The 20,318-nt window shown below is 61.0% G+C and carries 19 protein-coding genes; 13 read left to right on the top strand and 6 right to left on the bottom strand.

Annotated elements, in window-relative coordinates; genetic code table 11:
- Nucleotides 1-52: 52 nt before the first annotated feature.
- A complete protein-coding gene (locus K328_RS0114345; RefSeq protein ID WP_028466563.1) occupies nucleotides 53-835 on the top strand; it encodes a phytanoyl-CoA dioxygenase family protein in 783 nt (260 codons plus the stop codon).
- On the opposite strand, the gene K328_RS0114340 is transcribed toward K328_RS0114345, so the two are convergent.
- Nucleotides 832-2,463 (bottom strand): carbamoyltransferase family protein, encoded by a 1,632-nt coding sequence (locus tag K328_RS0114340; protein WP_028466562.1) that lies wholly within the window; start codon nucleotides 2,461-2,463, stop codon nucleotides 832-834. The genes K328_RS0114345 and K328_RS0114340 overlap by 4 nt on opposite strands.
- Before the next feature lie 218 nt (nucleotides 2,464-2,681).
- Here K328_RS0114340 and K328_RS0114335 point away from each other — a divergent pair, with 218 nt between their 5' ends.
- The 6 genes from K328_RS0114335 to K328_RS0114310 all read left to right on the top strand — a co-directional run bounded on the left by K328_RS0114335 (nucleotide 2,682) and on the right by K328_RS0114310 (nucleotide 8,224).
- On the top strand, nucleotides 2,682-3,266 hold the full coding sequence (locus tag K328_RS0114335; protein WP_028466561.1) for an SIS domain-containing protein: 585 nt from the start codon (nucleotides 2,682-2,684) through the stop codon (nucleotides 3,264-3,266).
- Nucleotides 3,266-4,018, top strand: coding sequence for a transaldolase (locus K328_RS0114330; protein ID WP_051284930.1), 753 nt, complete (start codon nucleotides 3,266-3,268; stop codon nucleotides 4,016-4,018). Before K328_RS0114335 ends, K328_RS0114330 begins: the two co-directional genes overlap by 1 nt.
- 45 nt (nucleotides 4,019-4,063) lie before the next feature.
- Nucleotides 4,064-5,077, top strand: coding sequence for an NAD-dependent epimerase/dehydratase family protein (locus tag K328_RS0114325; protein ID WP_028466559.1), 1,014 nt, complete (start codon nucleotides 4,064-4,066; stop codon nucleotides 5,075-5,077).
- Between the two features lie 81 nt (nucleotides 5,078-5,158).
- Entirely contained in the window at nucleotides 5,159-6,151 is a 993-nt protein-coding gene (locus K328_RS0114320) for an NAD-dependent epimerase/dehydratase family protein (protein ID WP_028466558.1), read from the top strand.
- Nucleotides 6,152-6,153: 2 nt separating this feature from the next.
- Complete coding sequence (locus K328_RS24150; protein ID WP_084608319.1) at nucleotides 6,154-7,158, top strand: thiamine pyrophosphate-dependent dehydrogenase E1 component subunit alpha; 1,005 nt, start codon at nucleotides 6,154-6,156, stop codon at nucleotides 7,156-7,158.
- 13 nt (nucleotides 7,159-7,171) lie between these two features.
- Entirely contained in the window at nucleotides 7,172-8,224 is a 1,053-nt protein-coding gene (locus tag K328_RS0114310) for an alpha-ketoacid dehydrogenase subunit beta (protein ID WP_028466557.1), read from the top strand.
- A gap of 3 nt (nucleotides 8,225-8,227) precedes the next feature.
- Here K328_RS0114310 and K328_RS0114305 read toward each other — a convergent pair whose 3' ends face one another.
- From K328_RS0114305 to K328_RS0114285, 5 genes are read right to left on the bottom strand one after another with little or no spacing between them, the layout of a single operon-like run.
- Nucleotides 8,228-8,884, bottom strand: a complete 657-nt coding sequence (locus K328_RS0114305) for a class I SAM-dependent methyltransferase (RefSeq protein ID WP_028466556.1) — start codon at nucleotides 8,882-8,884, stop codon at nucleotides 8,228-8,230.
- Nucleotides 8,877-9,764 (bottom strand): NAD-dependent epimerase/dehydratase family protein, encoded by an 888-nt coding sequence (locus K328_RS0114300; protein ID WP_028466555.1) that lies wholly within the window; start codon nucleotides 9,762-9,764, stop codon nucleotides 8,877-8,879. Before K328_RS0114300 ends, K328_RS0114305 begins: the two co-directional genes overlap by 8 nt.
- 1 nt (nucleotide 9,765) lies before the next feature.
- Nucleotides 9,766-11,058 (bottom strand): UDP binding domain-containing protein, encoded by a 1,293-nt coding sequence (locus K328_RS0114295; RefSeq protein WP_028466554.1) that lies wholly within the window; start codon nucleotides 11,056-11,058, stop codon nucleotides 9,766-9,768.
- A 3-nt stretch (nucleotides 11,059-11,061) separates the two neighbouring features.
- Nucleotides 11,062-11,988 carry a Gfo/Idh/MocA family protein gene (locus tag K328_RS0114290; RefSeq protein ID WP_028466553.1) on the bottom strand — a complete coding sequence of 309 codons (927 nt, stop codon included), beginning with the start codon at nucleotides 11,986-11,988 and terminating at the stop codon, nucleotides 11,062-11,064.
- A gap of 15 nt (nucleotides 11,989-12,003) precedes the next feature.
- Entirely contained in the window at nucleotides 12,004-13,557 is a 1,554-nt protein-coding gene (locus K328_RS0114285) for a PfkB family carbohydrate kinase (protein ID WP_028466552.1), read from the bottom strand.
- A gap of 322 nt (nucleotides 13,558-13,879) precedes the next feature.
- On the opposite strand from K328_RS0114285, the gene K328_RS0114280 reads away from it, so the two are divergent.
- The 6 genes from K328_RS0114280 to cobM are packed head-to-tail and all read left to right on the top strand — an operon-like array spanning nucleotide 13,880 to nucleotide 20,126.
- Complete coding sequence (locus tag K328_RS0114280; RefSeq protein ID WP_036554406.1) at nucleotides 13,880-14,947, top strand: sirohydrochlorin chelatase; 1,068 nt, start codon at nucleotides 13,880-13,882, stop codon at nucleotides 14,945-14,947.
- Nucleotides 14,948-14,961: 14 nt separating this feature from the next.
- A complete protein-coding gene (locus tag K328_RS0114275; protein WP_028466550.1) occupies nucleotides 14,962-15,615 on the top strand; it encodes a precorrin-8X methylmutase in 654 nt (217 codons plus the stop codon).
- Nucleotides 15,612-16,853, top strand: a complete 1,242-nt coding sequence (locus K328_RS0114270) for a bifunctional cobalt-precorrin-7 (C(5))-methyltransferase/cobalt-precorrin-6B (C(15))-methyltransferase (RefSeq protein ID WP_028466549.1) — start codon at nucleotides 15,612-15,614, stop codon at nucleotides 16,851-16,853. Before K328_RS0114275 ends, K328_RS0114270 begins: the two co-directional genes overlap by 4 nt.
- Entirely contained in the window at nucleotides 16,850-17,569 is a 720-nt protein-coding gene (gene cobI / locus K328_RS0114265) for a precorrin-2 C(20)-methyltransferase (protein ID WP_028466548.1), read from the top strand. Before K328_RS0114270 ends, cobI begins: the two co-directional genes overlap by 4 nt.
- Nucleotides 17,566-19,362: a precorrin-3B C(17)-methyltransferase gene (gene cobJ, locus K328_RS0114260; RefSeq protein ID WP_028466547.1), complete on the top strand. Its 1,797-nt coding sequence runs from the start codon at nucleotides 17,566-17,568 to the stop codon at nucleotides 19,360-19,362. Before cobI ends, cobJ begins: the two co-directional genes overlap by 4 nt.
- On the top strand, nucleotides 19,359-20,126 hold the full coding sequence (cobM, locus tag K328_RS0114255; protein ID WP_028466546.1) for a precorrin-4 C(11)-methyltransferase: 768 nt from the start codon (nucleotides 19,359-19,361) through the stop codon (nucleotides 20,124-20,126). The genes cobJ and cobM overlap by 4 nt, the downstream gene beginning before the upstream one ends.
- Nucleotides 20,127-20,318 lie beyond the last annotated feature (192 nt).

Below are 20,318 nucleotides of genomic sequence, written 5' to 3'. Positions count from 1 at the left end.
GGCCTCTCGGGCTTCATCAATAGGATCCCTTAAATTGAAGATGGCGTCAGACATGCTTGAACTCAGCCAGGAACAGATCGCCGAATATAAAAAATCCGGCATTTTTGCTTTTCGGATGCATGAGACAAGCAGTCGCTTGATTTCAGATATTCGCGCCCGGGTAAACCGCCATTTTCCTGAAGCGGCACAATATTACACGTCGATGGACGATGAAGCCTACCGGTCGATCGTCGCCAAAGCGCAAGATGAAATAAACGCGCTATCTTTCACAACTGAGTTCTGCCGCCTTGAAAAACAAAAAATCGAAAAAATTCTTAAAATTGATGATTTATTAGTCACCAGAATTTCATACCTTCGAGCGACACGCCCAGATAAAAAGAAAATTCAAGAAAATGTTGGATTTCATCGGGAATCTTTTTGGAATGAGAACATGAAATATGGAATCAATATTTGGATTCCATTATTAAATGTGACACCCCTCAACAGCTTACAGTACGTTCCCGAAAGCCAGAATATTCCGGACGCGAATATCGAGACTATAAATGAAGGCGAAAAGAGCAGCACAGTTGCGAAACATTCGTCAGGCCACAAAATCGGACTGCTCTATGATGTGAAAACCATCACAGGGGGCGTTGATTTTTCGAACATCAAGCGAATCTCGCTGCCTGAGGATCATTATGTGATCTTTGACACCAATCTAATTCATGGCGCAGCAAGCAACGAGAGCACAGACATCCGCTTCAGTCTCGACTTTCGCGTACTCCCAAACAGCAAAGTCGAGCAAGATCTCGGAAATTTCGCGTCCCAGGGGAAGATGTGGACCCGGTTTGACTAGGTTCGCGGTGCGCGCGCTTTCTCGACAATGAAATTACCCATCACCAGCGCATCCAGCCCGGTCGAGGCAAAGGTAGAGATCGCTTCCAGCGGCGACTCGACAATCGGCTGACCCTTGATGTTGAAGCTCGTGTTCATCACGGATGGAACACCGGTCTCGTTCGCAAAAGCCTTGATAACAGCATGAAACCTCGGATTGCTGTCGGTCGAGACCGTCTGCACCCGAGCGGTTCCGTTCAGATGGGTGACGCCCCCCAGAACGGATTTCTTCTCTTCCAGAACCGGGAATGCCTTGGTCATGTAAGGAGAAGGCTTGGACATCTCGAACAGAGTGGATGCCTCTTCCTCAAGCGTCGCCGGCGCGAACGGGCGGAATTCCTCGCGGAACTTCACACGGGCATTGACTACATCCTTCATCTCCACGCTGCGCGGATCTGCTAGGATCGAGCGATTCCCCAGCGCCCGCGGGCCAAACTCGGAGCGGCCCTGAAACCAGCCGACAATCTTTCCCTCGGCCAGCCAGCGCGCTACCTCTTCTTCCGGCGCACCGCTCTCACGGAATGCCATGCCGGTCAGATCCAGCGCGGACTTGATCGTATCGTCGGCGGCAGAGATGGATGGGCCGAGATAGACGTTCGAGAGAGGCTCCGGGCGGTCGCCCGAGGCGAAAGCTCCATGGTAAGCGCAGCCAAGAGCCAGCCCGCGGTCGGACGAAGCGGGCTGCACGAAGAAGTCCTTGAGAGACGGCAGCCGGTCGAGCTTCAGATTGGCCGAACAGTTCAGGCCGACGCCACCGGCAAGAGCCAGCCGTGACCGGCCGGTTTTTTTCTGGATCATCTCGACAAGCGAAACCGCACAAGCCTCCAGTGCCTGCTGTGTGGCAAAGGCGACATCCATCAAACGCTGGTCTATCGGCTCGCCAAGGCGTCGGGGCTCGCCGAGCAAATCGACGAGTTTCTGACTATAATAGGGCTCCAGACGGGATTTCGGGGCGGGATCGCTCCGGATAAATTCAGAATCGACCCGATAGCCGTCCGCAGTCGGCTTGGCGAAAACCGTCAGGTCGTATTTCTCTTTACCGTAGGCCGCCAGCCCCATGACCTTGAACTCATCCTCGCCCGGCATGAAGCCGAGATAGGACGTCATCGTTGCGTAGAACATGCCGAGGGAATTCGAGTTCGGGAACGATCCGAGTATCTCCACCCCTTTCCCGGTATCCGCAATACCGTACGCCCCGCTGAGACGGTCGCCCTGGGCGTCGTAGGACAGCACGAAAGTATCGTCGGCCGGCGCATGGAAATAAGCGGATGCCAGATGCGCCATCTGGTGATTGATCATCTCCACCGGCGGGCAATGACCAAAATAATAGGTGATGTAGTCCCGAATGCGGCCGGGCATGTCATCGTAGGTTTCGCCCGGATGAACGATCCCGTCGATGTTATTCATTGAGAGGCCGGCATGCTTGAGGCATGCGGATATGGCGCGTATGGGAATCTGGCCATATGCGCCTTTCATGCGAAGAAGGCGCTCTTCCTCGATAGCGGCCACGACCCTGCCGTCACAAATCAGCGCGGCGCCGGCATCGTGCTGATTGAGCGTGACGCCTCCATGGATGCCCAGAATATTCACTCGGAGATATTTCCGCTTAAAACCTCATATACGCCGGACTCTGCATTCATGAGCAAGGAAACGCCACTCCGATCTTGCGGCCGATAATCGCAACTGTCCCTAGGACTTGTCATAAAAGACTTATGGCTTGAAACTTGCATTCGCTTTCTTGTTCTGGGAAAACGCCTGCGGTCTCGTTTTCCCGTTTTCGATACGAAACAGGCTGCTTGGAGTTAGGTTTGCCGCATATTCAGCGTTTCCTCGAACTTGCGGGTGAAGTGTGCCGCTCCCTCGATCCGGTGGCGATCGAGGATATGGCGCTAACGCTCAAGCGCGTTCGTGATAACGGCGGGCGGCTGTTCATTCTCGGTGTTGGTGGCAGCGCCGGAAATGCAAGTCATGCGGTGAACGATTTCCGCAAACTCTGCGGCATCGAAGCCTACGCCCCGACCGATAATGTTTCCGAACTCACCGCCCGCACCAACGACGAAGGATGGGAAACCGTTTTTCGCGAGTGGCTGAAAACCAGCCGGGCACGGGCCGAGGATGCGCTGCTGATATTCTCCGTCGGCGGCGGCGATGCGGAACGCGGCGTTTCGATGAATCTGGTGCACGCGATTGACCTTGCGCGCGAGTGCGGCATGGCGATCTGTTCGGTCGTCGGACGCGATCAGGGTCACGCGGCACGGCATAGCACCCACGCTATCGTCGTCCCCCAGGTCGACCCGAGCCTGGTCACTCCGCTTTCCGAGGCTTTCCAGTCTGTGATCTGGCACGCCCTCGTCAGCCATCCCCAACTGCAGATTGCCGAGACGAAATGGTGATGGCAGAGGACAAAATCGCCCTCTCCCCGGCTTCCGTCTCCGCATTATCAGTGGCCGTTTACGCCGACGGGGCCGACCTCGCAACCATCGCCGCGCGCGCCAAGGACCCTTTGATCAAAGGTTTCACGACGAATCCGACCCTCATGCGCAAGAGCGGTATCCAGAACTATGAGCGCTTCGCCAAAGACGCGCTCGCTCTGGTCGATGGGCGGCCGATCAGCTTTGAGGTATTCGCTGACGATTTTTCGACAATGGAAAAACAGGCCCGACGGATTGCATCCTGGGGAAGCAATGTTTCGGTCAAGATCCCGGTAACCAACACCAAAGGCGAGTCCGCAACGTCGCTGATCCGCCTGCTGTCCGCTGAGGGCATCTCGGTAAATGTAACAGCCATCATGACTGCGGCGCAGGTCCAGGCTGTCAGTGCGGCTTTACATGCCGACACACCTGCCATCGTCTCCGTCTTCGCCGGACGTATCGCCGATACCGGCTGCGACCCGGTGCCCGTAATGCAGCACTGCAAGAACCTTCTCGGTGACAAACCGGCGGCGAAACTGCTCTGGGCAAGCCCGCGCGAAGTGCTGAACCTGTTCCAGGCCGATGCAGCAGGCTGTGACATCATCACGGTTACTGATGATCTACTGATGAAGCTGGTTAATATCGGCAAGGATCTGGATGCATTCTCACTTGAGACGGTGAAGATGTTCTTCGATGACGCAACGTCGGCTGGCTACAGTATTGTCACCGACTAGAATTTTAATCGGTCTGAAGCAGACAAATTCAGGGGAGTGAACCCGTTGGCAAATCGATTCAAGAAGGTCCTGGTTACGGGTGGGGCCGGATATGTGGGAAGCCTGCTGATCCCCCAACTGCTGGATCAGGGCTACGAAGTCGTCTCCTACGACATTCAATTCTTCGGTGATGACTTTCTGCCGAAGAACGATCCCAAGCTGACCTCCGTCAAAGGCGACATCCGCGACACGGCGGCTTTGTCAGCAGCCCTCAAGGGCTGCGATGCGGTGATCAATCTCGCCTGCATCTCCAACGATGCCAGCTTCGAGCTGAACGAATCTCTGAGCGAGACCATCAATTTCGACGCCTTCGAGCCGATGGTGATCGCCGCCAAGGCAGCTGGCGTGAAACGCTTCATCTATGCCTCCTCCAGCTCCGTCTACGGTGTCTCCGACCAGCCCGACGTGAAAGAGGATCACCCGCTGTTGCCGCTGACCCTCTACAACAAGTTCAAGGGCCTGTGCGAGCCGCTGCTGTTCAAGCATCAGAGCCCGGACTTCGTCTGCGTGACAATTCGTCCGGCCACGGTTTGCGGTTACGGTCCGCGCCAACGCCTGGATCTCTCGGTCAATATCCTGACCAACCACGCCATCAATAACGGCAAGATCACCGTGTTCGGCGGCGACCAGCTGCGCCCGAACCTGCACATTCAGGACATGTGCAATCTCTACAAGATGCTGCTTGAGGTCGAGGACGAGAAAATCGCCGGCGAGACCTTCAATGCCGGCTACCAGAACCAGTCGATCATGGATATCGCCAGGATCGTCAAGAAGGTGGTCGAGCAGGAAATGCCGGAGCTTGGGGACATCGAACTCGTCACCACGCCGAGCGATGACAACCGCTCCTACCACATCAATTCCGACAAGATCGCGGACAAGCTCGGCTTCCGCCCGGCGCACTCCATCGAGGATGCCGTCCGCGATCTCGTCACCGCGTTCAAGGCGGACAAGCTGCCCGAGCCGATGACCGATGATTTCTACTACAATGTCAAAAGGCTCAAGGCGATCAACGCGTCCTGACCCTGACCTGCTGATATTCCGGAGCTGCCGCAGGGTGGCTCCGGGTCAGGTGATTCTCGGCAAACAAAGAGCAGCGAGATAATGACAAAAACCTATGCAATTCTCGGCGGCGGCGGCAGCTTCGGTATCCATGCCGCGAAATACCTGCTCGACAATGCCGACCCGAAGAAAGTGATCGGTATCGGCCGCAACCCCTTGCGCCCGGCGCCTTTCTCGCTCGATATCGAGAGTCACCCGAAATACGAATATCATGCCCGCCACATCACCTATGAGCTCGACCTTCTGCTTGAGCTGCTGGACGAGAAAAAGCCGGACGTCGTGGTCTGCTTCGCCGCGCAGGGCGAAGGCGCGGTTTCCTGGAAACATTCGTGGCGCTTCTTCGAGACCAACTGCGTCGGCCTTTCGCATCTGACCGAGGAACTGGCCAAGCGAGACTACCTTGAACGCTTCATCCAGATCGGCACCTCCGAGCTGTACGGCTCCGTCGAGCATGCGGCGAAGGAAGACGACCCGATCCGTCCGTCCAGCCCCTATTCGGCGTCAAAGGCTGCGTTCGATCTGCACCTGATGGCGGTCTCGAAGCATTTGTCCTTCCCGATGAATATTATCCGGCCCTGCAATGCTTATTGCCCTGGCCAGCTGCTGCACCGGGTTATCCCGCGGACCATCGTGATGGCTAAAAAGGGCGAGAAACTTCCCCTGCATGGCGGCGGCAAGGCGGAAAAGTCCTACGTTCATGCCCGCGATCTTGGCCGCGCCATCCATCTGGTTGCAGAAAAGGCGCCGCTCGGCACGATCTACAATGCGGGCTCGGCCGAGCCGACATCGATCCGCCGCGTCGTCGAGCTCTGTGCCGATGCGCTTGGCAAACCGTTCGAGGACATCTGCGAGGTTGCTGGCGAGCGCCTCGGGCAGGATTCCCGCTACTGGCTCGACAGCAGCGCCATCAAGCGCGATGTCGGCTGGGAAGCGGAGATCGGCTGGGAACAGGGCCTCGCCGAAATGGTCGAGTGGGCCGACACCTACTGGGACCAGATCAAGGACTGGCCAACCGGTTACACGCTGCGGGGGTGAGCATGACGCCGAAAGCTGCAATCGGCGGGAACACCCGTCCGGAGGTTGATATCCGGCGGGAGCTCTATCGTTCCATGCTGCGAACGCGCCGTGTCGAAGAAGCAATCGTCGACCGCTATGCCGAGCAGGAAATGCGCTGCCCGGTGCATATCTGTATCGGACAGGAGGCACCGCCGACCGGCATCTCTGCCCACCTGCAAAAGCAGGATCACGTCTATAGCGCCCATCGCAGCCATGGCCATTATCTGGCCAAGGGCGGCGACATGCCGGCGATGATCGCGGAGATCTACGGCAAGTCCGACGGCTGCGCGGACGGCAAAGGCGGCAGCCAGCACCTGATCGACCTCGATGCCGGTTTCATCTGCTCCGCACCGATCCTCGCCAGCACGATTTCTGTCGGTGTGGGGGATGCCTGGGCCGCGCGGCGGCGCGGTGAAGACCGTGTCATCGTGATCTATTTCGGCGACGGCTCCACCGAGGAAGGCGCTTTTCACGAAGCATTGAACTTCGCCGGTGTGAACAAGCTGCCGATCATCTTCGTCTGCGAGAACAATCTCTTTTCCGTGCACACACTACTGGAGACCCGCCAACCGGAGAACCAGACAGTGCGCCGCCTTGGGCCGCCGAATGGAATGGAGAGTTTCGACGGCGATGGTAACGATGTGGAAGAAGTCTGGCGGCTTGCGGAGCATGCGGTGAACAAGGCCCGAAACGGCGGCGGCCCGACGCTGCTTGAATTCCACACCTACCGCTGGATGGAGCATTGCGGCCCGCTCGACGATACCCATCTCGGCTATCGCAGCGCCGAAGAACTCGAAAACTGGAAAGCCCGCTGCCCGGTCGATACCTATCGCGACCGCCTGATCGAGGATGGTTCTGTGGATCGGGCTTGGCTGGATGCCGAGGAAAACACTCTTCGCAAAGAGATCGAAGCCGCCTTCACTGCCGCCAAGAACAGCCCCTTCCCGGACGCGGAAGAACTCTTCCGGCACGTGTATCCGGAATGACGAGCGCACCGCGATGACCAGGGAAATCAAATATTTCGAAGCCCTGCGCGAGGCCCAGGCGCAATGCCTGGAAAGCGACCGGGATGTTGTCGTCATGGGACTGGGCGTGCCGGGCCCGACCGGGGTCTTCGGCACCACCAAGAATCTGGTCGACGATTACGGCCCGGACCGGGTGCTCGACATGCCCTCCTCCGAAAACGCCATGACCGGCATGCTTCTGGGGGCCAGCAGCAACGGCATGCGGCCGATCATGGTGCATATGCGGGTCGATTTCGCCGTGCTTGCCATGGAGCCGCTCGTCAATCAGGCGGCCAAATGGCACTACATGTATGGCGGCAAGATGCGGGCGCCGCTGACGGTCCGGATGATCATCGGCCAGGGCTGGGGTCAGGGCCCGCAACACTCGCAAGCCCTGCAGGCTTGGTTCGCGCATATACCCGGCCTGAAGGTCATCATGCCGACGACGGCACATGACGCCAAAGGCATGCTGATCTCGGCCGTGCGTGACGACGCGCCGGTGATTTCGATAGAGCATCGCTGGCTTTACGGCATAAGCGGCGTCGTGCCGGAAGAAATGTACGAAACACCGATCGGCAAGGCACGCGTCATGCGGCCAGGCAAGGATGTGACCATCGTGGCCGCATCCTATGCCAGCCTGCTGGCATTGCGGGCGGCGGAAATGCTGGCCGACGCCGGGATTGATGCGGAGGTTCTGGACCTGCGCACCATCACGCCGCTGGACCGGGAAAGCATTGTCGCGAGTGTCCGCAAAACCGGTCGGCTGGTTGTAGCCGACACAGGCACGGCCGAATTCGGCATCAGCGCGGAAATTGTCTGTGCCGCCGTCGAGGGCGCGTCGGAGAGCCTGAAATCCGCACCGCACCGGGTTGGCCTGCCCTCCGTGCCGACACCGACTTCACCGGCCCTGAGCGAACATTTCTACCCCCGCGCCATCAATATCGCGGAAGCGGCAGCGGCAACACTTGGCGCCAAGGTCCAGTTCACCGAACCGGAAACCGGCACCTGGCATGACGTGCCGGACCCGAGCTTTACCGGGCCTTACTGACGTTCACGAGATAATCGTCCAGGACCAGTCACCCTGATATCCGGCTTCCTCGAAAAGCGTGAGCCAGCCATCCGGGTAATCGTGGAATTCCGCCGTCAGCACCCAGTCCTCGAAGACGGCCTTCTGCTCTGGCGTGTGGTAGGAATCCACACGGACAAAGGCGTTTCCCTTGCCGACCCGGCCGATCTCGCGAAGCGCCCGGATCGCGCCATCCCGCTTCTGGTTGTGGATCACATCCAGCGCCAGCACGAGATCGAAGCTCCCGTCCGGAAATGGCAAAGCCTCGCAGTTCCCCACATGCAGCCGCCCGACCACCTCCGGCGGACAATGCTTCACCGCGTATTCCGAGATATCGAGGCCGAAAACCTCAAGTCCAGGACCGGCACCGAGCAGATCCTTGACCAGGAAACCCTTGGCGCAGCCGATATCGAGAACTCGCATGCCCGGCTTCAGCCCGTAATGCGCAACGATATCCCGGGCGACCGGTTGCCACCGTCCGTCATACCGGTAACCGCCGTACCCGTACTCTCGCGGCCCGTCGAAATAATGCTCCCCGAACTGCTTGGAGAGCCGAACCACTTCCGGGTCTTTGCCGACAGTGCGTTGCTGCAGGTTCCGTTTGGTCTTCGGCAGTGCGCGCAGAAGATCGATCTCAGGCATCGCGCATCCCGCCGGCCAGCGTCTTCTTCAGGCCTTCTTCAAGCGGCGTGAACCGGAAGTCGGGAAAAGCGCGGGCCACGTTGGCCGGATCGAACGGCCGGTAGCCATTGTGCGGCATGGCGCCCTGCCGCGACTGACCGACCACCGCGCTCGACGAGCCGGATAACCGAACCACCGTTTCCGCGATATCCCGGAAGGCATGAACATCGCCGGTCGCGGCGTTGATTACGCCTGTGCTGCGATGCAAGACCATCCGGAGGATCAGATCCGCAACGTCATCGACAAGGACATGATCGCGACGCTCCTCGCCCTCTCCGAAAAGCCGGATTTCCTCATTCGCGGCAGCAAGCCGCATGAAGCGGTTCGGGCCATAGCCGTTATGCGGATCGGACGCCCCGTAGATCAGGGTCGGCCGGATGATGCCGAGCGGCACGTCGAGTTCAGCGCCGAGCGCGACTTCCCGGGCCAGATGCATGGCCCCGTGCAGACTGGCAGGCTCGGCGGCGGCACTTTCCGACATCGGGTAAAGAACGTCGCGATAGACCGCGTCGGAGCTGACATTGATCAGATGCGCCAGTGATCTAGTGCGGAGCGCCTCGATGACGTTGGCAACAATCGTCATGTTGTCGCGCAGCATGGCGGTATTCCGGACCGGAGCCATCGCGGAAACGAAGACAACCGTATCGCCCGGCACGAGCAATCCGGCCAGCTTGTCAACTGCGTCATCAGCAAGGAGATCGACATCGGACCGGCCTATGGAAGCGACCGCAACGCCCTCCTTCTCCAGCGCCCCGACCACCGCCCCACCGACGAAACCAGCCCCGCCGATAACCGCAACACGTCCCGGAAGTACATCGGTCTCGTTCAGATGTTTCAGCATGTCAGTCAGTCCCCAATGATCGGCCGAGTACGAAATGTGCGAAACCGGCCTCGCGCATTGCTGCGCTGTCGAGCAGACCGTATGGATCGACCACAGCACGCCCCCGCATCACCTCCGCAAGGCGGCTGACATCCAGCTCCCGGAGTTCCGGCCACGGCGTCGTCAGGAACAGCACATCGGCATCCCGGCAAGCCTCCAGAGCATTTTCGCAATGGTTCAGATCGGGGAGCACACCAGCTTTCACCACCGGGTCATACACGACGATCCCGGCATCGCCGCCGAGATTTTCGAGCAGCACCAAGGACGGTGCATTCTTCAGGGAGTGGGTGTTTTCCTTGTAGGCGAGTCCCAGTATGGCGAGACGTGGAGAGTCGCCGAGCATTGGGCAAATCAGGTCTCGATACGTTCTGTATGGCCAGTCCTTGCGCCACGTGCTGTTCGACACCCAAGCCTCGACCACGCCCGCGTCTGTCTTGTGCGCTTCGGCAAACCGGATGACGGTCGCGAGATCGCGTTCCAGATTGCCGCCGGAAAGACCGAGGCCTGGCGTGAGGTATGAATATTGGCCGATCCGCCGGTCGAGTTTCAGCGCCGGGACAATTTCCGACCAGTCCGCACCGATCCGCTCGCACAGCTCCGCCAGCGTATTCGCCGTCGAGACCGAGGCGACAAGGCAGCAGTTGATCGAGATCTTCGCCAGCTCCGCACTCTCGTATCGCATCGGCAGGATCGGGCACTCAAATGCGCCGAGCAGCGCCGTATAGGATTCCGGCAACGGCACAGCCGCATCGGCGCAGCCAACGATATAGCGCTCGGGATACCGAGCCCGCTCGATGGCCCGGCCGAAGACCAGTGTCTCGACCTGGTAGAACAGACGATCCTTCGGGAAATCCAGCGCGCGTGTGAAACCCGGCGGCACCTGGCAGAGAATGACCAGTAAGGCATCGGGCCCAAGCGCGGGGATGATCCGGTCCAATAGTGCCTGTACCCGGCTCAGGTCGGATTGCCCCTCGTCATCCGTCGGCACGTCGACAGAGATATAGACGATATCGGCCCGACCGAGGTCCGCGGTCTGCGCGGTGAAGGTCAAACGCTCTCTGTTCGCGGCAAGCATCTCCGGCAGATCCGGCTCGACGACCGGTAATTCCGAGCGGTTGAGGCCATCCACCTCCGGCCCCGTCTCTGCGAACCCGATCACCTCGAAGCCAAGATCCGCAACGGCCACAGCTGAGTTCAGGCCGAGATGGGTCATCCCGGCAAAACCGATCACGGGCTTTGTCACACCGCTCGGCATTTCTCACGTGGCTCCCTGAATTTCCGAGGACAGGCGCCCAAGCGAACGATAAAGCCAGCGGTCATTTTCGAGATTGGATACTCCCTCGCCCGAGCAAAGCGCTTTGAAATGCGCATATTCGGCTTCCCACGTCGGATCATCCTGAACCAGCGTCACGGCTTCTTCCGGCGGCCTGCCGCTTGGCAGCACGCGGCGGCGATGCACAAAGCGGGAGGGCCCCCATTTGCAGAGCGATTCGATATGCGCCGTGCCGTGCTCGGCAAACACATCGCAGGTGAAATGGTTTCGCCAGGACAGCAGGGACATCTCAAGCTCGATACGGGGGCAAGCCCCATCCGAGGCGATGACCACATGATCCGGCGCCGCATTCTCGAAACTGTCAGCCGAGACGATACGAAAATCATCGGCGATATCACCGAACCAGAACCGCGCCGTATCGAGCAGGTGGCTACCGAGATCCGGCAGCACGCCAGCGCCCATATCCCGCCAGGCAGAGTCGCGCACAAGCCGCGCCGTGCCGTTTCCGTAAAACATCCGGCAGCGATAAATCTGACCCAGAGTGCCGGACGATATCAGCTCGCGCATACGGACAAAATGCGGCTCGAAACGATGATTGTAGGCCGTGTAACAGACCGCACCTGAAGACGCGGACAGCCCTGCAAGCACATCCATCTCGGCTTCGCCGGAAAACCAGAGCGGCTTCTCCACCAGCACATGCTTGCCATTGCCGAGCAGATATTTCAGCAGCTCGAACTTGGGCTCGTCCGGCGTGCAGACCAGCGCTGCATCGTAATTGTCCAGCGGGACGCTTTCGAGAGTCCGGAAACCGGCCTCGTCATGAAAAGGATCTACCGTGCCGACGCAATCGGCTCCCGCAACACGGCGTCTTTTATGGCCCTGAATGCCAAGGCCAACGACAAGGGCACGCATGGCCAAAACTCCGTCCTAGCTCTCGAATTTGGCGCGTCGCTCGACGGCGGAGATCTTTTTCAGTACGTCCGCCGGGGTGACCGGAATGTTGCCGTCCTGCTCGCACTCTATGGCTGCCGCGAATGACCCGAGGATTGTTGCAATTGGCGCGCTACCCCGCGTCATCATGGCTAGCGTCGCATAGGCAAGCAGGGCATCACCCGCCCCAACCGCGTCTTCCACCCGGTCCGCGAAACTGTCGACAACAAAGAAAGAATCGAGCGCTTCGTGATCCGCGTTCCGGCAAGTCAGAACGCCTCGATCCCCCAGCTTGAGAATCAATGTCCGACATTCCGCCTCGTCGTAAATCCGGGAGGCCAGCGGGCGGATGCCCGAATCCTGGTCCGCGATGCTGAACCGCGCTTCCCGCTCGTTCGGGGTGATCAGATCGAAGCCCTTGAACTCGGTGATATTGCCCCAGCGGCTCGCCACCTGGCTGTCGGCAACCTTGAACAGGTCAGGCCGGATCGCCTCGGTCAAAGAAGGGATGGTGCGGCGGTTGAAAATACCGTGACGGAAGTCGCTAAAGACGACCGCGCCTTCTTTCGTCGCCTTGATCTGCTTAACCAGGCGGACGCGGATGTCATCGGAGATGCTGGAATTGTCGAGCGTGTCGATTTTGAGCAGCCGGTATCCACCGGCCACGATGGCATTCTTGTTGGTTGTCGGTCGCGTCGGGTCGATGATCGGCTTCAGTCTGATCCCTGAAGCCTCCTGATCCGCGATGACAAAATCCTTGTATTCGTCATAGCCGAGAACCGTGGAAAAGGTCACTTCTGCACCGGCAGCTGCGAGATGCTTCGCAACGATCGCCGCACCGCCGATATAATCGCGCCTGCCCTGGTACGACACGCTGATCGTCGGCGTCTTGGTCTGGCCGCCGATCAGCGAGGTTTCCGTATAACTGTCGACGATCGTATCGCCGATCACGTGAACCTTTTGCCCGGCCATTGAGCTCAGAGTGGAGGAGAGATCGTCAAACCCGAAATCTTCCTGGCCCATCAGGGTCAGAAGCTTTTCCATCGGGATCTGCGGTGCTTCGAGGTCGATCAGTCTGGACGACGAATAGACGATATCTCCAGGCGTGAAGATCACCTCGCCACCGTAGGATTGGACAGTGTCCAGCTCTTCCTGCGTCTTTGGCGGCAGACCTTGCGCCGTATATTCATAACCCTTCGCGAAAAAATCCGGCTGGATTGCGAGCAAATTGTCGAGCGGTTTGTCGTTCTGGTCGATCACGACATAGTCGACCATTTCAAACGCCGCGAGATTGAGGGCCCGAAGTTGCTCCGGCACGTGCGGGCGATAAACGCCCTTCGCGATATGCCGGTCAGCGGTCAGGCTCGCGATCAGGATCTTGGCCTTGCTCTTCGCGAACCCCAGATGACGCAGATGTCCCGGGTGCACCACATCGAACACCCCGTGGCACATGATCACCTTCTTACGGCGCGGGAAGCTGCCGACAATCTCGGCGATCTCGGCAGCGGTCTTGATCTTGTGCTTGTAGCGGTCGGTGAATTCGGCACTCATTAAAAAGCTTTCCTGATCATCCGAGCCGCCCCGCCTCCGGGAAACAAGCTCTTGTAATCGCCCACGATACCCTCATCGGGATCAGGGGGCAAAGTGATGACATCACAGAAGCAGAGGTCGCGGTGGCGACGCAATTGGTCCGATCCGGACTTGCCCCGGTCCGCCCTAGCCTCTATCCAGAACACTTCGGCCCGGGACACTGACGTGACGGGCGCCTCGGGAGCGTCCGGGGCCGGATAGATCCAGCAAGGATATCCGCGGCGGCTCGTGGCCGGGATGGCAATATTCCCGCGCCCCCGTGCACGCGGCGGTGGGGGATGAGATGAGCATTTCAGATAAAAAAATCACCGGAAAACTGGGCGTGATGGTCTGCGGGCATGGCAGCCGCGATCAGGCTGCCGTGGACGAGTTCGCGAAACTCGCGATCCGGATCAAGGAACAGATGCCGGACATGCCGGTGGATTACGGCTATCTGGAATTCGCCACACCGATCATCCGTACCGGCCTCGACGCCCTGAAGGAACAGGGTGTGACGGACGTGCTGGCAGTGCCGGGCATGCTGTTCGCCGCGGGTCACGCCAAGAACGACATCCCCTCGGTGCTGAACACCTACCAGGCCCAGTCGGGCGGCATGAATATCCATTACGGGCGCGAGCTCGGCATCGACGTGAAGATGATCCGCGCCGCCTCGGCCCGCGTCGAGGAAGCCCTGCAAGCAGCAGGCGATAACATCTCCCGGCACGAGACCATGCTGGTCGTGGTCGGCCGCGGCGCCTCGGACCCGGACGCCAACTCGAACGTCTCCAAGGTGATGCGCCTGCTCTGGGAAGGCATGGGCTTCGGCTGGGGCGAGACCGCCTATTCCGGCGTCACCTTCCCGCTGGTCGAACCGGCGCTCGAGCATGCCGCCAAGCTCGGCTACAAGCGCATCGTCGTGTTCCCCTATTTCCTCTTCACCGGCATCCTGATCACCCGGATCTACGATTATGTCGACAAGGTCGCTGCCCGGCATCCGGAGATCGAGTTCGTCAAGGCGCCGTATCTGAACGACCACCCGCTGGTGATCGAGACCTTCCTCGACCGCGTCCGGGAGATCACCGACGGTACCGGCAACATGAACTGCCAGATGTGCAAATACCGCCAGCAGGTGCTCGGCTTCGAGGACGAGGTCGGCCTGCCGCAGGAAAGCCATCACCACCATGTCGAGGGCATCAACGACAGCGGTGGCCATAGCCACGATCACGACCATGGGCACCACCATGATCACGATCACAAGCACGGACATTCCCATGACCACGGGCACGATCACGGACACGGGCACGACCATCATCATCACCCCTATCCCCACGCGGACCATCCGCTCGGCCCGCGCACGCTGACCGATTCCTGATCAGGCCAGTCGCCATGACCGCGCCAACTTTCGAATACGAGAAAGACCCGGCCGCCATCTACCGGCGATCCTTCGAGATCGTCCGGGCGGAGACTGATCTTTCCCGCTTCGACGCCGACGAGGCCGAGGTCGCGGTGCGCCTCGTGCATGCCTGCGGCATGCCGGAGATCGCGCCCGATCTGGTCTTCGCAGCCGGTGCGGTCGCGGCTGGGCGGACGGCGCTTGCAGCCGGCGCACCGATCATCTGCGATGCAGCCATGGTCGCCCATGGCGTGACACCAAGGTTGCTACCGGCCGGAAACGAGGTCATCAGTCTGATCCGCGATCCGCGCCTGCCCGATATGGCGAAGGCCGAAAGAACGACGCTCTCCGCCGCCCAGGTGACGCTCTGGCAGGATCACCTGGAAGGCGCTGTCGTCTCCATCGGCAATGCGCCGACGGCGTTGTTTCGGCTGATGGAGAGCATCCTTGCTGGCGGCCCGCGCCCAGCCGTCATTCTCGGTTTTCCGGTCGGCTTTGTCGGCGCAGCGGAATCGAAGCAGGCACTGGCGGCAACCGAAGGCCTGCCGCCTTTCCTCACCCTGCCGGACAGGCGCGGCGGCAGTGCCATGGCGGCGGCGGCGGTGAATGCGCTGGCGATCCTCGCCGGGAAAGGCACCGGCCGATGACGTCCGAGGCGCCCTGGCTGCGTGTGATCGGCATCGGCGAGGACGGGCTGGATGGCCTCACACCCACCGCCCGCGCGTTGGTGGACAGTGCCGAGGTGCTGATCGGCGGCGCCCGGCATCTCGCCATGGTGCCTGACGACAGGCGCGAACGGCATGAATGGCCCTCCCCGCTCAGCACGCTGGTCGAGGCGATCCTCACCATGCGCGGACGCCCGGTCGCGGTGCTGGCGACCGGCGACCCGATGCAGTTCGGCATCGGCGCCACCCTCGCCAAGCATCTCCCGGCCAATGAAATGGCGATCCATCCGGGACCGTCCGCCTTCTCCCTCGTCGCCGCGCGCCTTGCCTGGCCGCTCTCCGAAGTCCGGACACTGACCCTGCATGGCCGTCCGCTTGCCCTGCTCGCGGCTGCCCTGCAGCCGGGCCTGAAACTGATGCTGCTGAGCGACAGCCGGGAGACACCAGGGCAGGTCGCGGCCTATCTCTCCGGTGCCGGGTTCGGCGCCAGCACCATGAGCGTGTTCGAGCATATGGGCGGTGATGCGGAACGTCGGCTCGACGGAACGGCGTCGGACTGGCCGCACCAGTCCGGTGCCAATTTCAACACCATTGCTGTGGCGCTGTGCCAGCCGAACAGACCTGTCGCTCTCGGCACCACGCCGGGCCTGGATGACGATCTTTACGAAAGCGACGGGCAACTGACCAAGCGCGAGGTGCGCGCGGCGACACTCTCCGCCCTGCGGCCGGGACCGGGCCAGTTGCTCTGGGATGTCGGCGCGGGCTCCGGCTCCGTCGCCATCGAATGGATGCGCACGGACCCGCTGGCGAAAGCCGTCGCCATCGAGAGCAGTCCGGAACGTATTGAAACCATCCGGCTCAATGCAGACGCCCTCGGGGTGCCGTTTCTCAGGATCGTGGAAGGCCGCGCACCGGAAGCTCTGGATGGCCTTGAAACACCGGATGCCATCTTCATCGGCGGCGGAATCACTGGCGATGGCGTACTGGATTCCTGCTGGTCCGCATTGAAGCCCGGCGGAAAACTGGTCGCGAATGTGGTGACGCTGGAAGGCGAAGCCGTGCTGTTCGCGGCGCAGGCGCGCCTCGGCGGACAGCTTTCCCGCATCGCCGTCTCCCGCGCGGAACCCGTAGGCCCCTATCAGGGCTGGCGGCCATTGATGAGTGTCACCCAATGGGCAGTAACCAAGCCAGCGGCAGACAAAGACGGAATAGCGGCATGACCGGTTTGCTCACAGGCATCGGCGTTGGACCGGGCGACCCGGACCTGATCACGCTGAAGGCGCTGAAACGGCTGCAGGCGGCGGACCTGATCTGCTATCCGGCGCCGGAGGATGGCGACAGTCTGGCCCGAGAGATCGCCGCGCCGCACATACCGGAAGGCCGCGGGGAATACGCCATCCGCATGCCGATGGTGACCTCCCGGTTCCCGGCGGCGCAGGTCTATGACACAGCCAGCCTGCATATCGGCGCGGCGCTCGACGCGGGCCAGAATGTCGTCGTGCTGTGCGAGGGCGATCCATTTTTCTATGGCTCCTTCATGTATCTCTATGAACGGCTGGCCCCGAAGCACCCGGCCGAAGTGGTGCCCGGCATCTCTTCCCTGATGGCCTCCGCCGCTGCGCTCGGCGCCCCGCTGGTCTCCCGCAATGACGTGCTGACGGTTTTGCCCGCCCCCCTGCCGGACGACATTCTGCGCGCCCGGCTGGAGAACACGGACGGCGCCGTGATCATGAAGGTCGGCCGCCATCTGGAACGCGTCCGAACCTTGCTGGCAGATCTCGGCCTGCTCGACGGCGCCCGCTATATCGAACATGCCACGATGGACAGCCAGCGCTGCCTGCCGCTTGCCGAGGTGGACGCCTCCGCCGCCCCCTATTTCTCCATGATCCTCCTGCATAAACGCGGTGAGGCCTTCCTTGAGGGAAGCCGCCTATGACAATCGTCGTTCTCTCCCCCTCCGGCCGCGAGACCGGTGAAAAGCTCGCCAAGGCGCTGGAGATGGAGCTGCATGCCCGCAGCGCGCCCGCCGACCGGGTTTTCACCGAAGTCGCAGAGCACTTGCGCGATCTGTTCACCATCGGCTCGCCCATCCTGTTCGTCGGCGCCGCCGGAGCCTTGATACGCATCCTGGCGCCCTTGCTGGCCGACAAGGAAACGGAACCGCCGGTGCTGGCCATCGCCGAAGACGGCTCCGCTGTCGTGCCATTGCTGGGCGGACACCACGGTGCCAACGATCTGGCCCGCCGGGCCGGTCAAGCACTCGGCATCGCACCATCGATCACCACCGCCAGCGACCTCAGTCTGGGTGTCGCGCTCGACAACCCGCCCGCCGGCTGGCACCTCGCCCCCGGCGCCGATTACAAGAGCGTCGCCGCAGCCGTGCTCGCCGGAGAGAGCGCCGCCATCGATCCGGCTTTGGACTGGCTGGCTAACGCTGATCTCAAGCGGGACGATGCAGCGGGTTGTCAAATCACAGCCTCCGTCAAAATCGCCGATGCCGCACCGAATAGCCTGACCTATCACCCCGAACGCCTCGCCCTCGGCGTCGGCTGCGAGCGGGATGCGGAGCCGAAAGAGCTGATCCGGCTGGTCGAGGAAACTCTGGCCGAAAACAATCTCGCCCCCGAGGCTATTGCCGGTGTCTATTCCATTGATGTGAAGATGGATGAAGCGGCAGTACATGCCCTCAGCGCCCACTTGGGTCGACCGGTTCGGTTCTTCGATGCGGCCCGGCTGGAAGAAGAAACACCGCGTCTCGCCACACCGTCGGACGTGGTGTTCCGGGAAGTCGGCTGTCATGGCGTCAGCGAAGGCGCGGCCCTTGCCGCCGCCGGGCCGGACGCGACCTTGATTCTGCCGAAGCGGAAATCGAAACGCGCTACCTGCGCCATCGCCGAAGCTCCCGCACTGATCGACGTCACCTCCACCGGCACGGCGCGCGGACAACTCGCTCTCGTCGGGATTGGCCCCGGCGCGGATTACTGGCGCACGCCGGAAGCAGATGCGGCCATCCGCGATGCCGAAGTGATCGTCGGCTACGGCCTCTATATCGATCTGCTCGGCCCGCTCGCGGCAGGCAAGGAGCGGCATGATTTCGCCCTCGGTGAGGAAGAGAAACGCGCCGCCTATGCGCTCGATCTCGCGGCGGAAGGCAAGTCGGTCGTGCTGGTGTCTTCCGGCGATATCGGCATCTACGCCATGGCGACGCTGGTCTATGAGCTGCTGGACAAGGCGGGCCGGAAAGACTGGGAGCGGCTGCATGTCTGGGTGACGCCCGGCATCTCCGCCCTACAAGCCTGCGCCGCCCGGATCGGCGCGCCGCTCGGCCATGATTTCTGCACCATCTCCCTTTCCGACCTGCTGACCCCGTGGGAAGCAATCCAGCAGAGAGTGAAGGCGGCAGCGGAAGGGGATTTCGTGATCTCCTTCTACAACCCGGTCTCGATGCGCCGCCGGACCCAGCTCGCCTATGCCCGTGACGTGCTGTTGCAGCACCGCCCGCCGGAGACACCGGTGATCCTCGGCCGCTCCCTCGGCCGCGATGAAGAGACAATCACCGTCACCACTCTTCAGGATCTTTCCGTCGATCAGGTCGACATGCTGACGCTGGTCATGGTCGGCTCCAGCGAGACCCGGTTCAACGGCAAGCACGTCTATACCCCGCGCGGCTATGCCGGTAAGGCCGGCACCTCTATCCGCGCGGACAAAAACTCAGAGGCTGCACAATGACCGTCTATTTCATCGGCGCCGGTCCCGGCGATCCGGACCTGCTGACCATCAAGGGCCGGGACCTGATCGCCCGCTGCCCGGTCTGCCTCTATGCCGGCTCGCTGGTACCGGAAGCGGTCGTGGCACACGCGCCGGAGGGCGCCAAGGTGATCGACACGGCACCAATGACGCTGGACGAGATCCTGGCGGATATCGAGGCCGCCCACGCGGCGGGCCACGATGTCGCCCGGGTGCATTCCGGCGACCCGTCGCTCTATGGCGCCATCGCGGAGCAGATCCGCCGCCTGCGCGCCCTGGGTATCGCGTTCGAGATCATCCCCGGCGTGCCCGCCTATACGGCGGCGGCGGCGGCGCTCGAAACCGAGCTGACCCTGCCGGAAATCAGCCAGACGCTGATCCTGACCCGGACGACGATGCAATCCAGCGCCATGCCCGAGGGCGAGGAGCTGGAAGAACTCGGCCGCTCAAAAGCGACGCTGGCCATCCATCTCTCGATCCGCAATCTGCGCCATATCGAACGCGCCCTGACACCGCATTACGGCGCGGACTGCCCGGTCGCCGTGATCTACCGCGCAAGCTGGCCGGACCAGCAGATCATCCGCGGCACGCTGTCAGATATCCGCGGCAAGGTCCGCGCGGCCAAGATCACCCGGACTGCCCTGATCATGGTCGGCCGGGTGTTGAGCGAGAAAAATTTCCGGGACAGCGCGCTCTATGACGCCGAGCACACGCATGTTTTGCGGCCTGAAAAGAGCATCACTTAATAACGTATTAGTGTTATGAGCATTTTGTCAAAAAATGAAGAACTTCAGTTTTTTATTGTCCCCACGTTCCGCCACTCGCAAAATCGTGCAGTTTAGCATCGGTGCGTCAACGCAGCATCAGGGTTTGAAAATAAATAATTAGTAGAAATAAATTCGCAGAATGACATTTTAAGCACCCTCCCAAACGTGACA

This window comes from Nisaea denitrificans DSM 18348 (assembly GCF_000426505.1).
In the GTDB taxonomy this organism is placed as follows: domain Bacteria; phylum Pseudomonadota; class Alphaproteobacteria; order Thalassobaculales; family Thalassobaculaceae; genus Nisaea; species Nisaea denitrificans.
Note: the sequence above shows the minus strand (reverse complement) of the source record. Positions and strands in the feature narration are given on the sequence as shown.

What these genes read in the sequence shown, in the direction of transcription:
- K328_RS0114345 (WP_028466563.1), top strand. Translation starts at nt 53, where the DNA reads ATGCTTGAACTCAGCCAGGAACAGATCGCCGAATATAAAAAATCCGGC.
- K328_RS0114330 (WP_051284930.1), top strand. Translation starts at nt 3,266, where the DNA reads ATGGCAGAGGACAAAATCGCCCTCTCCCCGGCTTCCGTCTCCGCATTA.
- K328_RS0114320 (WP_028466558.1), top strand. Translation starts at nt 5,159, where the DNA reads ATGACAAAAACCTATGCAATTCTCGGCGGCGGCGGCAGCTTCGGTATC.
- K328_RS24150 (WP_084608319.1), top strand. Translation starts at nt 6,154, where the DNA reads ATGACGCCGAAAGCTGCAATCGGCGGGAACACCCGTCCGGAGGTTGAT.
- K328_RS0114310 (WP_028466557.1), top strand. Translation starts at nt 7,172, where the DNA reads ATGACCAGGGAAATCAAATATTTCGAAGCCCTGCGCGAGGCCCAGGCG.
- K328_RS0114305 (WP_028466556.1), bottom strand. Translation starts at nt 8,884, where the DNA reads ATGCCTGAGATCGATCTTCTGCGCGCACTGCCGAAGACCAAACGGAAC.
- K328_RS0114300 (WP_028466555.1), bottom strand. Translation starts at nt 9,764, where the DNA reads ATGCTGAAACATCTGAACGAGACCGATGTACTTCCGGGACGTGTTGCG.
- K328_RS0114295 (WP_028466554.1), bottom strand. Translation starts at nt 11,058, where the DNA reads ATGCCGAGCGGTGTGACAAAGCCCGTGATCGGTTTTGCCGGGATGACC.
- K328_RS0114290 (WP_028466553.1), bottom strand. Translation starts at nt 11,988, where the DNA reads ATGCGTGCCCTTGTCGTTGGCCTTGGCATTCAGGGCCATAAAAGACGC.
- K328_RS0114285 (WP_028466552.1), bottom strand. Translation starts at nt 13,557, where the DNA reads ATGAGTGCCGAATTCACCGACCGCTACAAGCACAAGATCAAGACCGCT.
- K328_RS0114280 (WP_036554406.1), top strand. Translation starts at nt 13,880, where the DNA reads ATGAGCATTTCAGATAAAAAAATCACCGGAAAACTGGGCGTGATGGTC.
- K328_RS0114275 (WP_028466550.1), top strand. Translation starts at nt 14,962, where the DNA reads ATGACCGCGCCAACTTTCGAATACGAGAAAGACCCGGCCGCCATCTAC.
- K328_RS0114270 (WP_028466549.1), top strand. Translation starts at nt 15,612, where the DNA reads ATGACGTCCGAGGCGCCCTGGCTGCGTGTGATCGGCATCGGCGAGGAC.
- cobI (WP_028466548.1), top strand. Translation starts at nt 16,850, where the DNA reads ATGACCGGTTTGCTCACAGGCATCGGCGTTGGACCGGGCGACCCGGAC.
- cobJ (WP_028466547.1), top strand. Translation starts at nt 17,566, where the DNA reads ATGACAATCGTCGTTCTCTCCCCCTCCGGCCGCGAGACCGGTGAAAAG.
- cobM (WP_028466546.1), top strand. Translation starts at nt 19,359, where the DNA reads ATGACCGTCTATTTCATCGGCGCCGGTCCCGGCGATCCGGACCTGCTG.